At 52.0% G+C, this 17467-nt stretch carries 15 protein-coding genes; 9 read left to right on the top strand and 6 right to left on the bottom strand.

Annotated features, from left to right (window positions below; all coding sequences use genetic code 11):
* Window positions 1-88 precede the first annotated feature (88 nt).
* From NYE29_RS07825 to NYE29_RS07800, 6 genes are all read left to right on the top strand, one after another.
* Window positions 89-763 carry a response regulator transcription factor gene (locus tag NYE29_RS07825; RefSeq protein WP_340895216.1) on the top strand — a complete coding sequence of 225 codons (675 nt, stop codon included), beginning with the start codon at window positions 89-91 and terminating at the stop codon, window positions 761-763.
* Complete coding sequence (locus NYE29_RS07820) at window positions 760-2187, top strand: sensor histidine kinase (RefSeq protein WP_340895213.1); 1428 nt, start codon at window positions 760-762, stop codon at window positions 2185-2187. Before NYE29_RS07825 ends, NYE29_RS07820 begins: the two co-directional genes overlap by 4 nt.
* 71 nt (window positions 2188-2258) lie before the next feature.
* Window positions 2259-3170 carry an ABC transporter ATP-binding protein gene (locus NYE29_RS07815; RefSeq protein WP_076111664.1) on the top strand — a complete coding sequence of 304 codons (912 nt, stop codon included), beginning with the start codon at window positions 2259-2261 and terminating at the stop codon, window positions 3168-3170.
* Window positions 3167-3883 carry an ABC transporter permease gene (locus NYE29_RS07810; protein WP_076111666.1) on the top strand — a complete coding sequence of 239 codons (717 nt, stop codon included), beginning with the start codon at window positions 3167-3169 and terminating at the stop codon, window positions 3881-3883. The genes NYE29_RS07815 and NYE29_RS07810 overlap by 4 nt, the downstream gene beginning before the upstream one ends.
* Window position 3884: 1 nt before the next feature.
* Window positions 3885-4622 carry an ABC transporter permease gene (locus tag NYE29_RS07805; RefSeq protein ID WP_340895209.1) on the top strand — a complete coding sequence of 246 codons (738 nt, stop codon included), beginning with the start codon at window positions 3885-3887 and terminating at the stop codon, window positions 4620-4622.
* 130 nt (window positions 4623-4752) lie between these two features.
* Window positions 4753-5118: an ArsR/SmtB family transcription factor gene (locus NYE29_RS07800; protein WP_038585175.1), complete on the top strand. Its 366-nt coding sequence runs from the start codon at window positions 4753-4755 to the stop codon at window positions 5116-5118.
* Between the two features lie 105 nt (window positions 5119-5223).
* Here the strand turns inward: NYE29_RS07800 and NYE29_RS07795 are convergent, their stop codons facing one another.
* On the bottom strand, window positions 5224-6207 hold the full coding sequence (locus tag NYE29_RS07795) for a cation diffusion facilitator family transporter (protein WP_340895208.1): 984 nt from the start codon (window positions 6205-6207) through the stop codon (window positions 5224-5226).
* A gap of 238 nt (window positions 6208-6445) precedes the next feature.
* Here NYE29_RS07795 and NYE29_RS07790 point away from each other — a divergent pair, with 238 nt between their 5' ends.
* Both NYE29_RS07790 and NYE29_RS07785 read left to right on the top strand, forming a co-directional pair.
* Complete coding sequence (locus tag NYE29_RS07790) at window positions 6446-8773, top strand: heavy metal translocating P-type ATPase (RefSeq protein ID WP_445322158.1); 2328 nt, start codon at window positions 6446-6448, stop codon at window positions 8771-8773.
* Between the two features lie 209 nt (window positions 8774-8982).
* Window positions 8983-11013, top strand: a complete 2031-nt coding sequence (locus NYE29_RS07785) for a methyl-accepting chemotaxis protein (protein ID WP_340895205.1) — start codon at window positions 8983-8985, stop codon at window positions 11011-11013.
* Window positions 11014-11093: 80 nt separating this feature from the next.
* On the opposite strand, the gene NYE29_RS07780 is transcribed toward NYE29_RS07785, so the two are convergent.
* The 3 genes from NYE29_RS07780 to NYE29_RS07770 all read right to left on the bottom strand — a co-directional run bounded on the left by NYE29_RS07780 (window position 11094) and on the right by NYE29_RS07770 (window position 13321).
* Complete coding sequence (locus NYE29_RS07780) at window positions 11094-12056, bottom strand: L-lactate dehydrogenase (protein WP_340895204.1); 963 nt, start codon at window positions 12054-12056, stop codon at window positions 11094-11096.
* A gap of 290 nt (window positions 12057-12346) precedes the next feature.
* Window positions 12347-12853, bottom strand: coding sequence for a CcdC family protein (locus NYE29_RS07775; RefSeq protein ID WP_340895202.1), 507 nt, complete (start codon window positions 12851-12853; stop codon window positions 12347-12349).
* A 207-nt stretch (window positions 12854-13060) separates the two neighbouring features.
* A complete protein-coding gene (locus NYE29_RS07770; RefSeq protein WP_054943165.1) occupies window positions 13061-13321 on the bottom strand; it encodes a GlsB/YeaQ/YmgE family stress response membrane protein in 261 nt (86 codons plus the stop codon).
* 319 nt (window positions 13322-13640) lie between these two features.
* On the opposite strand from NYE29_RS07770, the gene NYE29_RS07765 reads away from it, so the two are divergent.
* Window positions 13641-14690, top strand: a complete 1050-nt coding sequence (locus tag NYE29_RS07765; RefSeq protein ID WP_340895199.1) for a lactonase family protein — start codon at window positions 13641-13643, stop codon at window positions 14688-14690.
* A gap of 103 nt (window positions 14691-14793) precedes the next feature.
* Here the strand turns inward: NYE29_RS07765 and NYE29_RS07760 are convergent, their stop codons facing one another.
* A complete protein-coding gene (locus tag NYE29_RS07760; RefSeq protein WP_340895197.1) occupies window positions 14794-17085 on the bottom strand; it encodes a poly(ethylene terephthalate) hydrolase family protein in 2292 nt (763 codons plus the stop codon).
* A gap of 70 nt (window positions 17086-17155) precedes the next feature.
* Window positions 17156-17407 carry a hypothetical protein gene (locus NYE29_RS07755; protein WP_340895195.1) on the bottom strand — a complete coding sequence of 84 codons (252 nt, stop codon included), beginning with the start codon at window positions 17405-17407 and terminating at the stop codon, window positions 17156-17158.
* Window positions 17408-17467 lie beyond the last annotated feature (60 nt).

Genomic DNA, 17467 nt, shown 5'->3' with positions numbered 1-17467 from the left:
TCCTCCCCGAAGCGCAGACGGTCATCCGCCGCCTTCGGGGATTTTATGATGTCCTGCCATTTCCACCGAGAAAGGGATTGAAAGCTAAATGAGCGTTACATTGTTATATGTTGAAGATGACCGGGAGATTGGCAGTGCGGTTTCCGCCGATCTTCGGGAACGCCAGTATGCCGTCCGCTGGCTGGAGAGCGGTGAAGGGGCAGTGGAGGCGGCTGCCGGCTGTCAGTTGGCCATTCTCGATGTCATGCTGCCCGGTCTTGACGGCTTCACCGTTGGGCAGCGGCTGAAGCGGACGTACCCGGGGCTGCCGATTCTGATGCTCTCCGCCCGCACCTCCATCGACGATAAGCTCCAGGGGCTGGAATTCGCCGATGATTATTTGACCAAGCCGTTTCACCCGGATGAGCTGGCTGCACGGATTGAAGTCCTGCTGAGAAGGAGCGGTGCTGCGGCACCTGCACCGCTAAGGATTAAGCATCTGATCGTCCATGAAGGGGAACACCTTATTCAAGAGGCGGCCAGCGGCAAAGAAATCCTGTTAACCGGCAAGCAGTTTCAGATATTCTCCTACCTGCTCCGCCATCTTGGGCAGATTCTGACCAAGGAACAGATCTATGAAGCCGTCTGGGGCGAGGCTTACATAGAGGGGGACAAGACGCTGATGGTACATATCCGTTATTTGCGCGAGAAGCTGGAGCTTGACCCGGCAGCACCGGAGATTATAGAGACGGTCCGGGGAATCGGCTACCGGGTGAGAGCATGAAGGCCAGCGGGCGCTCACACAAACTGCGTAGCTCGCTGCTCTCCCGTTATCTGCTGATTATTGTTGCTGCGCTGCTGTTCCTGCCTGTCATGATGACGGCAACTTTTGTCGGATACGGCGTATTCAGCGCATTGACCCGGGAAGGTCCGCCTGATGAGTATGCCCCTTACTCCAGCATCACCAAGCTGGAGAAGATGTGGCATCAGGAAGCGCTGGATCTGCTGGGCAAACCGCCGGAGGCGATCAATGAGCGGATGCGGCAACTCAGCAGTGAGTATTCTTTGGCCGGGATGTTCTGGGTAGACAGCCACGGGAAAACCAGGCTAAGCCTTACGCCGGAAGATCCCGAGCTGCAGAAGCAGGTAGAGGGTGATGCTTTGCCCGCGCAGTGGAGTGCTGCAGAAGCGGTTGCCTTTATGAAAAAGAGCACAGAGCTTAATCCGCTCGCCATTGTCGCCTTTGTAGGAGACCGTGCGGAGGCCGGAGAAGGTTTTATGGTGATGCAAATTCCGGATGCATTAAGGGATGAAGAAAGTATTGATGGGCTAAGCTCGTGGTATTTAATCGTTCTGGTTTTGTTTTTTGCCGGCTTCATTGTGGTGTCGCTGCTGTTCTTCATAGGGATCCGAACCCGGCTGCTGCGCCTGCAGACGGCGATGAGTTTCACAGGCGGGGCCGGAATTCCGAAGCCTGTTACTTCCGGCGGCAGAACGGATGAGATTGGCCGTCTGGAGGAGGCCTTTAATACGATGGTGACTGAGCTTACTGCCAGCCGGTCCAGAGAGGCGGAAGAGGAGGGACTGCGCAAGCGCCTGGTTTCGGATCTGTCGCATGATTTGCGGACTCCCCTCACCGTAATCCGTACTCATCTCCATGTGCTGGGCAAGGAAAGCCTATCGCCGCGCGGGCAGGAATCGCTGGAGCTGATGGATGAACGGATTGCCGGGCTCAGCGTGCTGATCGAGAATCTGCTCTCTTATAATCTGCTCAGCAGCGGAAAGATAACGCTGAAGCTGGAGCGCAGGGATGTGCTGCGGCTGCTGCGCGAAAGTGCCGCTGCCTGGTATCCGCTTTGGGAGAAGGAAGGGTTCCAGGTTGATATTGACCTGGAGGGTGAACCTCTATACTGGACTATAGACGAGAGCTGGTTCCGCCGGATTCTGGACAACCTGTTTCAGAATATCCTGCGCCACGCCCGCTGCGGACTATATGTAGGCATTGCGCTGGAAGTCCGGGATAGCCGCCCTGTGATTGTCGTCTCGGACCATGGCAAGGGAATGATGAGCAACTCCGACTCCAAAGGGGCAGGACTTGGTTTGTCTATTGTAGAGCTGCTGCTTAAGCGGATGGAGCTGGAGTGGACGGTCGACAGCAGTGAGCAGGGTACCTCTATTGTCATTTCTCAGCGCCGGGGCAAAATTTAAACGAAATTTAAACTTGCTGCCGCCGCTCTTTTAACCTTGGGACGTTATGCTAGTTACCGAGGTGAACGAGAATGAAAGAAACTGTAATTGAAACAAAGGATTTACTGAAGGAATACCGCGGCCGGGCTGCGGTGGAGCGTTTGAACCTGAATATTGGCAAAGGTGAAATTTACGGCTTTCTTGGACCCAACGGCGCAGGCAAAACAACGACCATCCGCATGCTGCTGGGGCTGATCAAGCCGACATCGGGGCAAATTAAGGTATTCGGCCAGGAGCTCCGTAAAAATAAGCTGCAGATTCTGCGCAAAGTGGGGTCGCTTGTGGAGTCCCCGTCATATTACGGGCATTTGAGCGCACTGGACAATCTGGAGGCGATCCGCCGGATCCTTAATGTGCCGAAGCAGCGGATCGCCGAGGTGCTGGATATTGTCTCGCTGACAGGAGAAGAAAAGCGGCCTGTGAAGGGCTTCTCGCTGGGCATGAAGCAGCGGCTGGGCATTGCTGCTGCACTGCTCGGCAGTCCGGAGCTGCTGATCCTTGATGAGCCGACTAATGGGCTTGATCCGTCAGGCATACAGGAGATCCGCTCGCTGATCAAGCGGCTTCCGGAAGAGCAGGGAATTACCGTGCTTGTGTCCAGCCACCTGCTGAGCGAAATTGAACAGATGGCAGATACGGTCGGCATTATCCGCCAGGGTAAAATGGTTTACCAGGACTCCATTGCCCATCTGCAGCAGCAGGCGGCGGGAGATCTCCGGCTTGCCGTATCCGAGCCGGAAGCCGCGCTGGCGCTCGCCTTGCGAAGGGGCTGCGGCGGTGAAATGCAGGATGGGCGGCTTGTGCTGCCGCGGATGAGCGATGCCAGAGTGGCTCTCCTGATTAAAGAACTGGTCGAGGATGGACATGCAATCTACCGGGTGGAAGAACGCAGACAATCACTGGAGGAATTCTTCCTGCAGGTTGTTGAGGGAGGCGCATCATGATGTGGCGGGCGCTGTCGGCTGACTGGCTCAAAATCCGCGGCAAAGGCCTGTGGTTTCTGGTCTTTCTCGGCCCCATCGGCCTGCTTGCCATGCAGGGGCTGAACTTTGGGCTGCGTTACGATTATCTGACCCAGCAATATCGTGCCGATTTATGGGGCGGACTGCTCAGCAATGTGGCCGACTTCGTTCCGGTGGCCCTTTATCTGGGGGGCACGCTGATCTGTTCGATGATGGCCAACGTGGAGCACCAAATGAGCTCGTGGAAGCAGCTCCTGGCATTGCCGATTTCCCGGACCTCTGTCTTTATGGCCAAGCTGCTGCTCTGCCTGCTGCTGCTTACTGTCTCCTGTCTGCTGCTGGCGGCGGGTACGGTGGGCTTGGGAGTGATCCTCGGGTTCCAATCGCAGCCAATCCCTTATGCGAAGGTGCTGCAAATTGGCTTTGCTTCTTATGCTGCAGCACTCCCGGTGATCTCACTGCAGCTGTGGTTCTCCCTGTCCAGCCGCAATCAGACGTTTCCGGTGTCGGTGGGAATTACCTTGTCGCTGCTAAGCATCTTCTCCTTGTTTCTGTCGGAATGGGTTCCCCTGAGCTGGCCGGCCCTAGCCTGGAGCGCTCCCCGGCCCTGGCTGTTCAGCGGAGCAGGCTTGCTGCTTGGCCTGCTGATTCTGCTGCCGGGATCCATACATTTTGCGCGAAAGGATGTGGACTAGGATGAGAACCTTTTGGAGAGTTCTATCGGCTGAGAAGCTGAAAATGTCCAAATCTCATGTCTGGCTGCTTATTTTGCTCAGTCCGGCTGTCGCGGTGCCTATCGGAGGGCTAGCCGATATGCAGGATGATGGGCAGATCACCTGGCAGGTGCTGCTGAGTGTAATGTCGCTAATGCATTCAATGTTGTTCCTTCCCGTGCTTGCCGGCATATTTGCGGCTCTAATCTGCCGTTCCGAGCATACCGACGGTGGCTGGAAGCAGTTGTTGTCCCTGCCTGTAACACGAAGTTCTGTGTACCTGGCTAAATTCACACTGATTATGGGAATGCTGGCCGCCGTGCAGCTGCTGTTTATCGTTGTAGTGGTAGGCCTAGGGATATATCGCGGTGCGGAAGGCGCTGTGCCTTGGCAGCTGCTTCTCACCAGCCTCTTCGGCGGCTGGTTCGCCTGCCTGCCGCTGGCCGCGCTGCAATTGGCAGTTTCCCAGGGCTGGAGCAGCTTCGGCGCACCGCTGGCACTGAATGTAAGCCTGACTTTACCGAATATGCTCATCTCCAATTCAGCCACCTACGGCCCATATTATCCCTGGGTGCAGCCAATGCTGGCCATGTCTCCTTACGGTGAAGATAAGTTCGGAGCTTTTAATTTGCCGATGGAGAGCTTGATGCTGGTAGTTACAGGAAGCCTGGTTCTCTTTTTGGCGGGAGGCCTGCTCCACTTCTGGCGTAAAGCAGTATAATATCGCGTATGTAGCATGCTGTGCTGAATCCTCTCATGGACATCCGGTGAAGTTTTTTCTATAATTAATCGTAGAAGCTACTATTAACAACCAGTAACACCGGATAAGCATATTAGAGGAGGGCGAGAGCATGGAGCCAGCGGCACTTGAAGAATGCGACAATACATGCAATGGTTCGGAGCTGGAACCGGAATCTATAGCGCTGATTCTGCCGGACCGCGGAACAACGGATAAAATGGCGGAAATGTTCAAAGCGCTGGGCGACCCGACGCGGGTACGGCTCATTTACGCTTTGTCGCAGAGAGAGCTGTGTGTGCACGATTTATCGGTCATCCTCGACATGGGGCAATCGGCCGTATCCCATCAGCTCCGCTATTTGCGCAATCTGCGGATCGTAAAGCGCCGCAAGGAAGGCAAGACGGTCTATTATTCACTAAATGATGCGCATGTGGAACAGATTTTTCTGCAGACGCATGAGCATATCAGACATGAATAGATTTTCATGAGAACTCAGCTGTAAACACAAAACCGTCCTGCGCTGGCTTAGCGCAAGGACGGTTTCTTTTGTTTGCGTCAGGAGATTTCACCGTCCTAATGCACGTTAAACCTTCAAGCTTTTGTGCTTCATGGACGAGTTCTCAATTTGCAGCGTCGAATGATGAATGCCGAAAGTTTCTTCCACGAGGCTGGTGGCCTCCTGGAGAACACGCTGGTGATCCTTATGGTCCTGAATCAGCAGATGGCCGCTAAGCGCATCCAGCCCTGAGGTAATGGTCCAGATATGCAGGTCATGAACCTCGATGACTCCGTCAATAAGCAGCAGCGCTTCTTGTACATCACGGGTATTCACGTTAAGCGGTGTTCCTTCCATTAAAATATGGAATGCCTGTTTAATTACGCCCCAGGCTCCTCTCAGGATGAGCAGTGCGACAAGCACACTGATGATTGGATCTGCAATATACCAGGAGAACAATTTCATGATTAACCCGGCAAGCAGAGCTCCGACCGAGCCTAGTGCATCGCTAACGATATGAAGATAGGCGCTGCGGACATTGATGTTCTCTTGCACATTGCTTTTTCGCATTAAAGACCATGCACTGACCAGGTTGGCCAGCAATCCGACTGCCGCAATGATCATCATTGTACCGCTTGCTACCTCCGGAGGTGAGAAGAAACGCTGATACGCTTCCCATATAATAAATCCGGCAATGATGAACAGCGTAACTCCGTTGAATAAGGCTGCCATAATCTCAAATCTGTAGTAACCGTAAGAATTTTTCAGAGAAGGGGGCTTTACAGCAAAGATCATGGCGACAAGACTTAAGGCCAGCGAAACAGTATCGCCCAGCATATGGCCGGAGTCCGACAGAAGGGCCAAGCTGCCCGTAACCAGGCCGCCGAAGAACTCCAGCAGCATGATGCTTCCGGTAATGATCAGAGCGATTAATAGGCCCTTGAGGTTATCGGGTGCGTGAGAGTGGGAATGAGAATGGCCGGAATGATTATGTTCATAATGGTTGTGTCCGTGCTCATGTCCCTGATGTTCATGCTTATGGCGGCTATCTTTGTGTTGATCATTTGTCATACAGGTACCCCTTCCTAAAATAACATATGAATGATTGATCATATGTTAATAGTATTCGCAACTCAGCTGAATTACAAGTCCCTTTTGGAAACAATTGTGATCTTCTTATCATTTTAAAAAAAGTGATGAAGTATACGGAATCTGCATTGACACTGCAAGTTTAGGGGGAATATAATATGTGTAAGTAAACATATGAACAGATACTCATATATAGTTTTTTCCAAGGGAGATGAGTGATTTGAATGCGGTGGAGGGAAACGTAAGACGTCAGTGGGTGCTCGAGGGTCTGGATTGCGCAAATTGCGCCATGAAAATTGAGAACAAGGTGAAAAAGATTGAAGGAGTGTCATCCTGCTCCGTAAATTTCGCGATGAAGATGATGACACTGGAGACTGCCGCAGCTTATGCGGACACGGTATCCGAAGAGGCAAAGCGGACAGTAACTACCCTTGAGCCGCATGTGAAGCTGAAGGAGGTTCAAACTGCTGCTGGAAGGAAGAAGCAGCAGGCTGCTGCTGTGAATTCTGTATCCTTAGAAGCACAAGGGCAAGCCCACGCTCATGCCCAGCATGAACATCAGGGCCACACTCATGGACATAGCCAGGGGGAGGCCCACGGACACAGTCACACTCATGGTAGTGATGAAGCCCATAATCATGATCATGCACATGATGAAGCTCATGGCCACTCCCATAGCCATGAGCATGGGGAAGGAGATACGCGCAAAATTCTGCTGCGGCTGGGCGCCGGCGGAATTCTAGCGGCAGCCGGAATGTTCCTGCCGGTCAGCGGATTCCCGGAGCTGCTGATTTTCCTGGCCGCTTATTTGATTGTTGGCGGCGAGGTCATCTGGTCAGCCGCAAGGAATATTGTCCGTGGCCAAGTGTTCGATGAGAATTTCCTGATGGCACTGGCGACGATCGGGGCTTTCGCCATTGGCGAGTACCCGGAAGGCGTTGCCGTCATGCTCTTTTATCAGGTTGGCGAACTCTTCCAGGGTCTGGCAGTTAACCGTTCCCGCCGTTCCATTACAGCGCTGATGGATATCCGTCCGGAATTTGCCTTTCTCAAGGAAGGGGAGAAGCTGAGAAAAGTATCGCCGGAGGAAGTGGCCGTCGGAGACATCATTGTTATCAAGCCGGGTGAGAAGGTGCCGCTTGACGGAACAATCCTCGAGGGCAGTGCAATGATGGATACGTCCGCGCTTACCGGAGAATCGGTGCCACGCTCGGCTGAGCCGGGCGCTCAGGTGCTGAGCGGCTTTATCAACCGCAACGGTGTGATTACCGTTCAGGTCACTCAAACCTTCGGGGAATCAGCGGTATCCAAAATTCTTGAACTGGTGCAGAATGCTTCCAGCAACAAGGCGAAGACAGAAAATTTCATTACGAAATTTGCCCGGGCCTACACTCCGGTTGTAGTCATTACAGCCCTGCTGCTGGCAGTACTGCCGCCACTGTTTATCAGTGGGGCCACCTTCTCGGATTGGATCTACCGGGCGCTTGTCTTCCTCGTCATTTCATGCCCCTGTGCGCTGGTCGTCTCCATTCCGCTTGGCTTCTTCGGCGGCATTGGAGCGGCTTCCCGGAATGGCATTCTGGTTAAAGGCAGCAATTATCTTGAGGCACTGAATGATGTGAAGATTGTCGTGTTCGATAAGACGGGAACGCTGACGAAAGGGCAGTTCAAAGTTACTGGCATCTTTCCTGCGGAAGGTATTGCCGAGAGTGAGCTGCTGCGGCTTGCCGCTTATGCAGAGAGCCATTCGCCCCATCCTATTGCGGAATCCATCCGGTCGGCTTACGGCGCAGATATTCCAGGTGAAGTTATTGCCGATTACAATGAAATCTCCGGTCATGGCATAGCCGTTACTGTAGAAGGCAGGGCAGTGCTCGCCGGAAATGCCCGGCTCATGGAGCGCGAGGGAATCTCCAGCGGGACTTCTGAGGTGAGCGGAACAATTGTTCATATCGCTGTTGATAAACAATATGCAGGATATCTGGTCATATCTGATGAAGTGAAGGACGACTCCCTTCAGGCGATCCGCAAATTGAAGGCGTTGGGCATCCGCAAGACGGTCATGCTGACAGGTGACGCTTCGTCGGTAGCGGAGGCTGTCGGGCGCCAGCTGGGAATTGATGAAATTCATGCCGAGCTTCTGCCGCAGCATAAAGTGGAAGCTGTCGAAAGATTGGAGAAGGAGAAGTCACAGCGGGAGAAAATTATTTTTGTCGGCGACGGAATCAACGATACCCCTGTGCTGGCGAGGGCAGATGTGGGCATTGCAATGGGCGGACTTGGCTCGGATGCAGCAATTGAAGCGGCGGATATTGTCATTATGACCGACGAACCGTCGAAGATTGCTGAGGCCATCGGAATAGCCAAGCGGACGCGGAGCATTGTCTGGCAGAATATAATTTTTGCCCTGGCGGTCAAGGCGATCTTTCTGCTGCTGGGTGCATTCGGGATTGCTACCATGTGGGAGGCGGTATTCTCGGATGTGGGTGTAACCGTGCTTGCTGTGCTGAACAGCATCAGGGCGCTGCAGGCGCCTAAAACAGAATGAATGTCATAGGAGTCCTGTAGTTAGCTTGAAAATTATGTGAAAAAACATGAAAATAGTATGAAAAAGTAAGCTCTTTAGATTCCATATTGTGGGACTAAGGGCTTATTTTTTGTCGTGAATATAATGATTTATGTCTGTTTTTGCCGATATATTAGTATACATTTACAGCAATTGGAAAATTGTATCTAGTACTGCTAGGAGGACTTAAGGTGGAAGAGACAGAAATGAAGCAGGAAAAAATGAAAATGAAAGCAAAGAAAAGAAAGCCAGTATCCGTGCAGACGAAATGGTCGCTTGTGATTCTTGCCATTTCCATCGTGCCTTTGCTGGGAGCTACCATCTTTTTTATGCAGTATTTCGGCGGTGTAACCAAGTCGGATAGTCAAGAGCTGGCGGAAAGTACTCTGAATATGAATAGTTCTCAGCTCGGGGAATGGCTGGAGTCCAAAACCTCTGCGGTGCAGGAACTGATCACTATGCATCCCGAGTTCGATACGGCAAAGCCGGAGAGCATTTTCCCGGTAATCAAGGTGCTCGAGGAAAGTGACACTCAGTCTGAAGGCTATAGCGTTATTAGTAAAGAAGGTAAACTCAGCAATATGATGGGGATGACGGCGGATTCGGGTACCTCCCCGTATTTCTTGGAGGCCAAGGAGACACATAAACCGTCAATAGCTGATATGACTTTTCTGGAACAGCTGAATAAACATATCATTACGATTATGGTCCCGATTATGGATAAGGATAACCAGTTTAACGGCGGTATTGCCTTCTCGGTTACACCGGAGATTATGATGGAAATGGCCAAAAATATCAAGGTGGGCGAAACCGGGTACGGATTTATAGTTTCAGGGGAAGGGAACTATTATGCCTCCTCTGATCCGGGCAAGATCGGAAAAAATATTGCGGATTATGCAGAGAAACCCGGGACGCAAAAAGCGGTTAAAAGTATATTGAGCAAGCCTAACGGTTCGGTAACCTATAAGGGCGAAGAGGGCAAAGTTCTTATTACATATTTCAAAACCATCCCTGGAACCGATTGGAAGCTGCTGATTAATGTTCCCAAAAGCGAAGTTTACGCTAAAGTGAATTCGGCCCAGACCTTGACGACAATTTTTGTAGTCATCGTTATTTTGCTTGTCGTGGTATTGTCCCTCTATCTTACCCGGAAGATTGTTAAGCCGATTGTCGCTATTTCGGAAGTGATGAAAAGGGTGGCAGACGGACGGCTGAATGAGCGGGTGGTTGTTGGCTCCGAGGATGAAATCGGCCAGATGAGCCGGAGTATTAATCATATGATTGAATCCCTCTCCGGAATTGTCAGCAAGATCGATACAACCGTAGTGGAGGTAGCGGTATCTGCGGAAGGTCTGCTGGATTACGCCACTCAGTCCTCCAACACTTCGGCAGAGATTGCAGAGGTGATTCAGGAAGTGGCGCAAGGAATGGAGGAGCAGTTCAGAGGTTCGGAACAGTCCGCGCGGGCTACGGAAGAGATGGCGGTAGGCTTGCAAAGGATTGCTGAATCCTCCGTGAGTGTATCCGATCAGGCGGAGTCTGTAAGTGCAGAGGTCGAGAACGGCTATCATGAGATCAAGGCGACATTTGAACAGATGAAGGTAATCAGTTCTACTGCGGGCCAGACAGCTGAACTCATCGGCACACTGACACAGCAATCGGAACAAATCGGGCAAATCGTCGATGTGATTTCAGAGATATCCAACCAGACAGGGCTGCTGTCCTTGAATGCTTCCATCGAGGCAGCCAGAGCGGGCGAGCATGGACGGGGCTTCGGAGTGGTAGCGAATGAAGTGAAGAAGCTGGCCGAGCGTACCAATACAGCGATTGTGCATATTGTTGAATTAATCAGACAAATTCAGAATTCGACAACGAATGCCGCAGTATCCATGGAGAAGAGCATTTCCGAAATTGGCGATGGTATGGACAAGATGACGAAAGTTGGGTCCGCCTTTGACCATATCCGTTCCTCCATCCGTGAAGTTTCGGTGCAGATCCAGGACGTATCCGCTATTAATGAAGAGATGTCTGCAGGCACGGAAGAAATTACGGCATCCATTTCCGATATGCTGATTATCGCCAAGACTTCCGCGGACAACGCCCAGGCGGTCGCTGAGGCCTCAACGGATCAGAAGGAGCTGATGAAGCAGGTAGTCAATTCTGCGGAATCACTGAATCTGATGATGTCTGAGCTGAAAGAAGAGATCGAAAAATTCCGTTAATCAGCAGATAAAATAAGAACAGCCCCCGGCTTCGCGCGTTGCAGCGCGGCAGCCGGGGGCTGTTTCGTTTGAGCTAAGAATTAAACCTTCTCTTCCAGATGCAGGCTTTCGATGCCGGATCGGATGATGCCGCATGAAGCGTCAAACTTCGCATACTCCTGATCACTGAGATTCAGCTCCAGCAGTTCCTGAATGCCGCCCCCGCCGATAATGGCAGGAGCTCCGGCGCATACATTCTTTTGCCCGTACTCTCCGTCCAGAATCGCCGAGACGGCAATGATTTTGTGTTCATCATTCAGGATGGAGCGCGTGATATAAGCCAGAGCACTGCCAATGCCAAAATGCGTGGAGCCTTTGCGTGTGAAGATCTCCCAGCCGGCATCCTTCGTTTTGCGGGCGAGATCCTCCAGATCCAGATCCCTGAACCGTTCGCGGTGCTGCTCCATAATCTGCAGAAGCGGTTTGCCGCCGATCGTTACATGCGACCAGGCAACAAACTGGGATTCTCCATGTTCGCCGAGTGCATAGCCGTTCACACTACGGGGATCAATGGAGAATACTTCCGACAGCAGCGTCTTCAGCCGCGATGAATCAATAGAGGTGCCGGTGCCGATAATGCGGTGGCGCGGCAGTCCGGAGATTTTCCATACCATATAGGTGACAATATCAACCGGATTGGCGGCAATTACAAAGATACCGTCGAATCCGCCAGCCATAATTTCCGTAATAATAGACTTAGTTATAACCGCAGCATCATCCAGGACATCAAGTCTGGTCTGACCCGGTTTGGGATTGGCCCCGGCAGTCAGGATAACGACATCCATTCCGCCGCAATCGCTTGCGGTACCGGCATATACTTTGGTGCGTGTCCCTGTGAAATCCATGCAGTGCGAGAGGTCAAGCGCTTGTGCCATGGCCCAGTCATAGGTGCGGTCGACCATCATGATCTCATCGCATATCGCCTGGTTGACCATGGAATAGGCGCAGCTGGAGCCCACATTACCGGAGCCGACGATCGCCACTTTTCTCGATTTCGTTTTCAATTGCCTTGTCCTCGCTCTCTAAAAAGTATACGTTTCCTATTCCTTGGTGAAGTATGCTTATATTTTAACTGATCTGATTGCAAGTTACCTGACATGAAGGTGAAAAAGCGTGTTTTGACCGAACATTTTTTGCCACAAATGACATGGAAGGTTAGGAATGACTGGGCGGAGTTATAGAATATTCTATGCTTGTAGCGTGAAGGTGGACTTCCGGAAAATAAAAAAAAAGAGCATTCGTGCGGCCCTAAGGGTCAATGAAATGCTCTTTTTACTCATTTTATGCTTCATTCTTATCCGCGGGGCTGGGGAATAGGTGCCTTCGGCAGAGCCATTCGGGTATAGCGCTTATACATGTACACCCTCCAGTGGAGGATCATGCCAAAGGCCAGAATAAAAAATAATCCGCCTGACTGCGGTATGGATACATATCGGTTGATAAACTCATGAAGCACTGTGCGGATCAGCAGCAATCCGAGCAGAATGAAGGCGAAACTCTTGGACCGCTGGGCGTAAATCTGGCCGTCCCGTTCTTCAAAGACTGTGCTGCGCATTAACGGATAGGCGAAAATGAACCAGCCGATCAGGAAAGCCGCAACCGCCCACCACCAGGGAAACTGGACCTCTGGTACAACGAACATGGCAAAACCTGTGGACATGCCGAGCGGCGGTATCCATATTTTACGGAGGGTCACCGGTCTCGCGCTTGCCTTCAGGCGGATAAAAATAACCATCAGCGCCATAAACACGGCCCCCAGTGTGGAGCCCACATGCAGAAGCGAGGGGTTAATATTGCCCATGATTCACTTTCCTCTCTGTGATTTGTGTCACTATTTCTCCATTATAGCAGAAATTCTGTGATGTTCAGAATCGCAGCTGAAACTAAAATTCAGGCCGGTTTGCTGAGGATCTCTGATCCTCCAGACACAATAAACCCGCCAGGGTAACCCTGGCGGGTTGTGTCCAAATGTTCAACTCATCTGGTTCAGCTTCGATCGCCGGCAAGCTTAAGAACGGCTGCGTCCACCGACCGAACGGAGGATCAGGCTGACGATAAAGATCAGGACAATGGCACCAATCAATGAAGGGAAGACGTAGAAATCACTGATTTTTGGTCCCCAGCTTCCGAGCAGCATGCCACCGAGCCATGAACCCAGAATACCGGCAATAATGTTGCCGATAATGCCTCCAGGAATATCTCTGCCCATGATCAGACCTGCCAACCAACCAATTACCCCGCCTACAATTAACATCCATAATAAACTCATTATGCTTCAGCTCCTTTGTGTTTGTTATCTTCGATGGTTACTATTAACCTCAAGCGGAACGTTTAAACCATGTGTAAAATATTGCCTTGCTGCTTATTATCAGTATTCAAGTATGCCCCAAAACATGCTGTTTAACCCGCATAATGTGTTGGGTATATAAACATGTTATAGTGAAAATGAAGCGCGGATATGAGTGAACAGGGTGCTGTGCAGGGTATATAAGAAGTAAGGAAATATACCTGCAAACGATGGCTCCGAAAAGCGGGTCTGCCGGGGTCAAGCAAGATACGCTGCTATTACACTAAAAGGAGACGCTGCTATGCAACAGCCTAATGAAGTACTATTTTATGTGGGGACTTATAATACCAAGGAAGAGGATGCTATTCTGCTGGGGGCTTTGAACAAGGATACAGGGGAAATGAGAGTTCTGGACGGTACCAAGGGCATTGAGAATCCGTCCTATCTGGCTGTAAACCGTGCGGGAACTGTTCTATATGCAGTCAGCGAACAGGATGAGGGAGAAATTCATGCCTTTGCCATTGAGGCCGGAACCAAAGCCTTGCACCCGCTAGGCGGCAGAAGTACAGAAGGCGGTGCCCCCTGTTATGTCTCCATTCATCCGCAAGGGGATTACATATATGTCGCCAATTACACGGGCGGCAATGTCAACGTGTTTCCTGTGAGCGGGGACGGTTCTCTCCAAGAGATGTCGGCTCAGGTCCGGCATGAAGGTTCAGGGATTCGCCCAGACCGCCAGGAAGCGCCGCATCCCCATTCGGTAATTCCCGACAGTACCGGCGGGCGGGTGCTGGTCTGTGATCTGGGTCTCGATCAGGTTCTGCTGTACCGTGTGCAGGACGGAAAGCTGATTACACATCGTGAAGTCGATCTGCCTCCCGGTTCGGGACCGCGCCATCTGGCCTATCACCCCACGGAACAATGGTTATATCTGATCAATGAGCTGAACAGCACCATTACGGTATTTGCAAGCGACGAACAGCAGGGGGACCTGAGAGTATTCCAGAGTGTCAGCTCACTGCCGGAGCAGTACACAGCTGGCAGTGATGATACGGCAGCTGACATCCATGTTTCTCCTTGCGGACGGTTCCTTTATGCCTCCAACCGCGGCCATGACAGTATCGCCCTATTCCTTATTGATGCAGCTACAGGCCTGCTTGAACCGGCGGACTGGGTCAATTCGGGCGGCCGGACACCGCGCAACTTTGCTATTATGGGGGGAATGCTGCTCGCTGCCAATCAGAACAGCGGCAATATCGTCTCGTTTAGAATCGACTGTGAGAGTGGCAGGCTGATTCCTACCGGCAATGAACTGGAAGTTCCTTCACCGGTCTGCATAAAAGCCCTGTAACAAGAAGCAAGAAGGAATTGTAATAGGATAAGGGCCTCTCCCTTCGCTGTTAATCAGTGAAAGGGAGAGGCCCTATTTAGTGTAATCCATTGATTTCGCCGGATCAGTTATAAAATCCGATATCGTCGAGCATGATTTTATCGCCTTCTTCCTGCAGATAGAAGGTTATTTCAGTCAGCTTGCCGGGGTCAAGCGCAGGCTCCTCCTCCAGAAAGGCTTCAAACGGCAGCTCGTAGGTCTGGAACACGGCTTCCGAAAGATCGCCGTATTTGCCGTCGCTTACCCGTTTTTCCAGCCAGGAATTTACCGTGAACTGGGTTTGGGGCAGCGGCAGAACCTCCATCACCTCGTCCAGCGGCAGGCGGGCTGCAATGTCATTGCTATCCGTGAGTTCGACCACTACATCAGGCGAGGGGGAAGGCTTTGTATTATCGGCAGTGCCGGTATCCTCATCCTCATCCTCATCCTCATCATCCTCATCAGCATCGGCGTTGCGGTTAGCCAGGGAAAAGGTCAGACCTTCTGCATCGGACTCGGCAATATCGCTAGTGACACTATCTTTAAACGTGATGGTGTAAGCAGCTTCTTCTCCGCTGTTGCTGGCACTGCGTTCCAGCAGGATGCCATGCGTTGCTTTGCTCTTCAGCTCACGGTCCCGGGCAACTTCTTCCGTCCAGCTAAGTCCCGTGGCAGCTGCCGTTCCGCCTAGTGCCGTGTTCTTGTTGCGGTCTTCGTCAAAAGTAGCTACCGGGATGAATTCTCCGCTCTGGAATCGGCTATAATACGCAGTATCCGGCAGCCACTTCGCTCCGCTGCGGTAATCGCGGAATAGCCCGCGATAGCCAGCCTCTCCATGCAGGGTTGTTTCCAGGAACGCAGCTACATAGACCTTAGCAATTTGCCGCTGCTCGTCTCCGTCCATAATATGCGTTCGGCTGAGGAACAATCCTGCCGGCAATGACTGATCCAAGAGTCCCCAGTCGGTATTGAACTGGCTATGATTGGCATCGGCGATATATAGAGAGCTTTTGAAAGCGGAGGAGCCGCGGGAATAACTAGAACGAATATACTGGCGGTCTCCATAGAAGTCATGCACATCCCCGTCCCGTGCGCCTTGCAGGGTCAGGTAATTGACGTCAATCAGCTTGGCCTGCTTCTCGTCGATTGCCTTATCTGTGGGAGCGAGAGCAATGACCGAGGCTATCGAAAACTTATTGGCGTCAGCCAGTACGGGATCGCTTTTGAACCAGCGTTCGGCATCGGCTGCCATGGCAACAGCCTGCCCGCCGCGGCTATGGCCGAGCAGGGCGGTCTTGGTGTAATCCACCTTGTGATAGAAAGGGTTGCCGGCCTGTTCATTGAAGATGCCGATCTGCTGGAGATGCTTCAGAATCATCCAGGTCCGCACCTTGAAGTCGTTGTCGGGAATGCCGGACCAGGCTGAATAATTCAGGAAGTTCTCATCCAGGGAGAGTGCGATAAATCCCCGGCTGGCCAGCAGCTGGCCCAAGTAAGCGTAGCCTCCGTCGGAGTAGTCCTCCATCATATGGTTGCCATGAACCATAAGCACAAGCGGGAAGGGGCCTTCACCGTCGGGCATCCAGACACGGGCATTTAAAGGGAGCGAGCTGTAGTCGAATCCCCAGAATATAGTCCGCAGCTTAGGCCAGGTTTTGATATAGGCCGAGGCATCCGCAGTGGAGGAGAGAAGATCGACTTTCTTACCGTATTCAGAACGGTGCAAGTCCTCGCCACTGCCGTAAGTAAAGCTGCGATAGGTATAGTCACCGGGCTCTCCCGGATTTGCAGCGGGGATATCATCCTTAATCACCGTGGACGCTGCCAACACGGGCATCGCTCCGCCGTGGCTCTTGATCGGCAGGGCTATCGAAGATAAGGCGACAGCAACTGCGAGCAGTAGTCCCGAAACGATCCGCCTGCTGCGCAGCAGGCCAAGTACAAGTCCTCCGAACCCGCCGAATAAGGCGGCAAGAACAGCGACGGCAGCAGCTGCTTCAATCTCCAATTCAGCATAATACAGGATTAGCAGAACGGCGCCCGCCGCACTCAATATAGAGCCCGTAAATAACCGCGGGACAGGCAGTCCGGTCAATGCCAGCACCAGAGCCAGTATGTTGGCTGCCAGAGCGAGGAAGATGGTGCCGGTTCCGGCCGCCAATATAATATCCGCCGGGGCACCCAGACCGGTGGGGATGCCCAGAATAGCCGCCGTAAAAATAAGAACACATATTATCCAAGGACCGGTAAGTGCCATCCTCCATAGTGCTGTATCATAACGGTAAGTTTCCCTAATTCGCTTTGCAAGGCTGCTGCGTATCCTCCGGTGCAGCCGCGGTCTCCCCGGCGCCGGAGCATACTCCAAATCCATTCCCATGATTGTCTCCCCCGACATTTTGCGGTGATTTCCACTCTCTCTTTTTCCCCTATTAGATGTAGCAATCTTATTACTTTAGAGCTTTAATAACAAGTGGATCTTGCAGGAACGGCCGCCACTTGCTGCCGCTCAGCCGGAGAATGTCTGATTGCCGTCTTTTTCTAAAAAAAGGTTTGACAGGGTAAGGAGCTTTCAGTATTATGTCTTTATAACCTACTAAATGGGTAGGAATAATTGAATAAGAGTTCTTACCGTACAGACGGAGGAACGCCCGCTTCAGGCTCGCAGATACGTGTCTTTCAGGACCGATTTGACCTGCCATACGTGGGCCTTCCTCCGTCCTTTTTTGCAGAAATTAGCGCATAGAGAGTTCAGCAATCAT

The sequence above is a fragment of the Paenibacillus sp. FSL M7-1046 genome (genome assembly GCF_038007405.1).
In the GTDB taxonomy this organism is placed as follows: Bacteria; Bacillota; Bacilli; order Paenibacillales; family Paenibacillaceae; genus Paenibacillus_AQ.
Note: the sequence above shows the minus strand (reverse complement) of the source record. Positions and strands in the feature narration are given on the sequence as shown.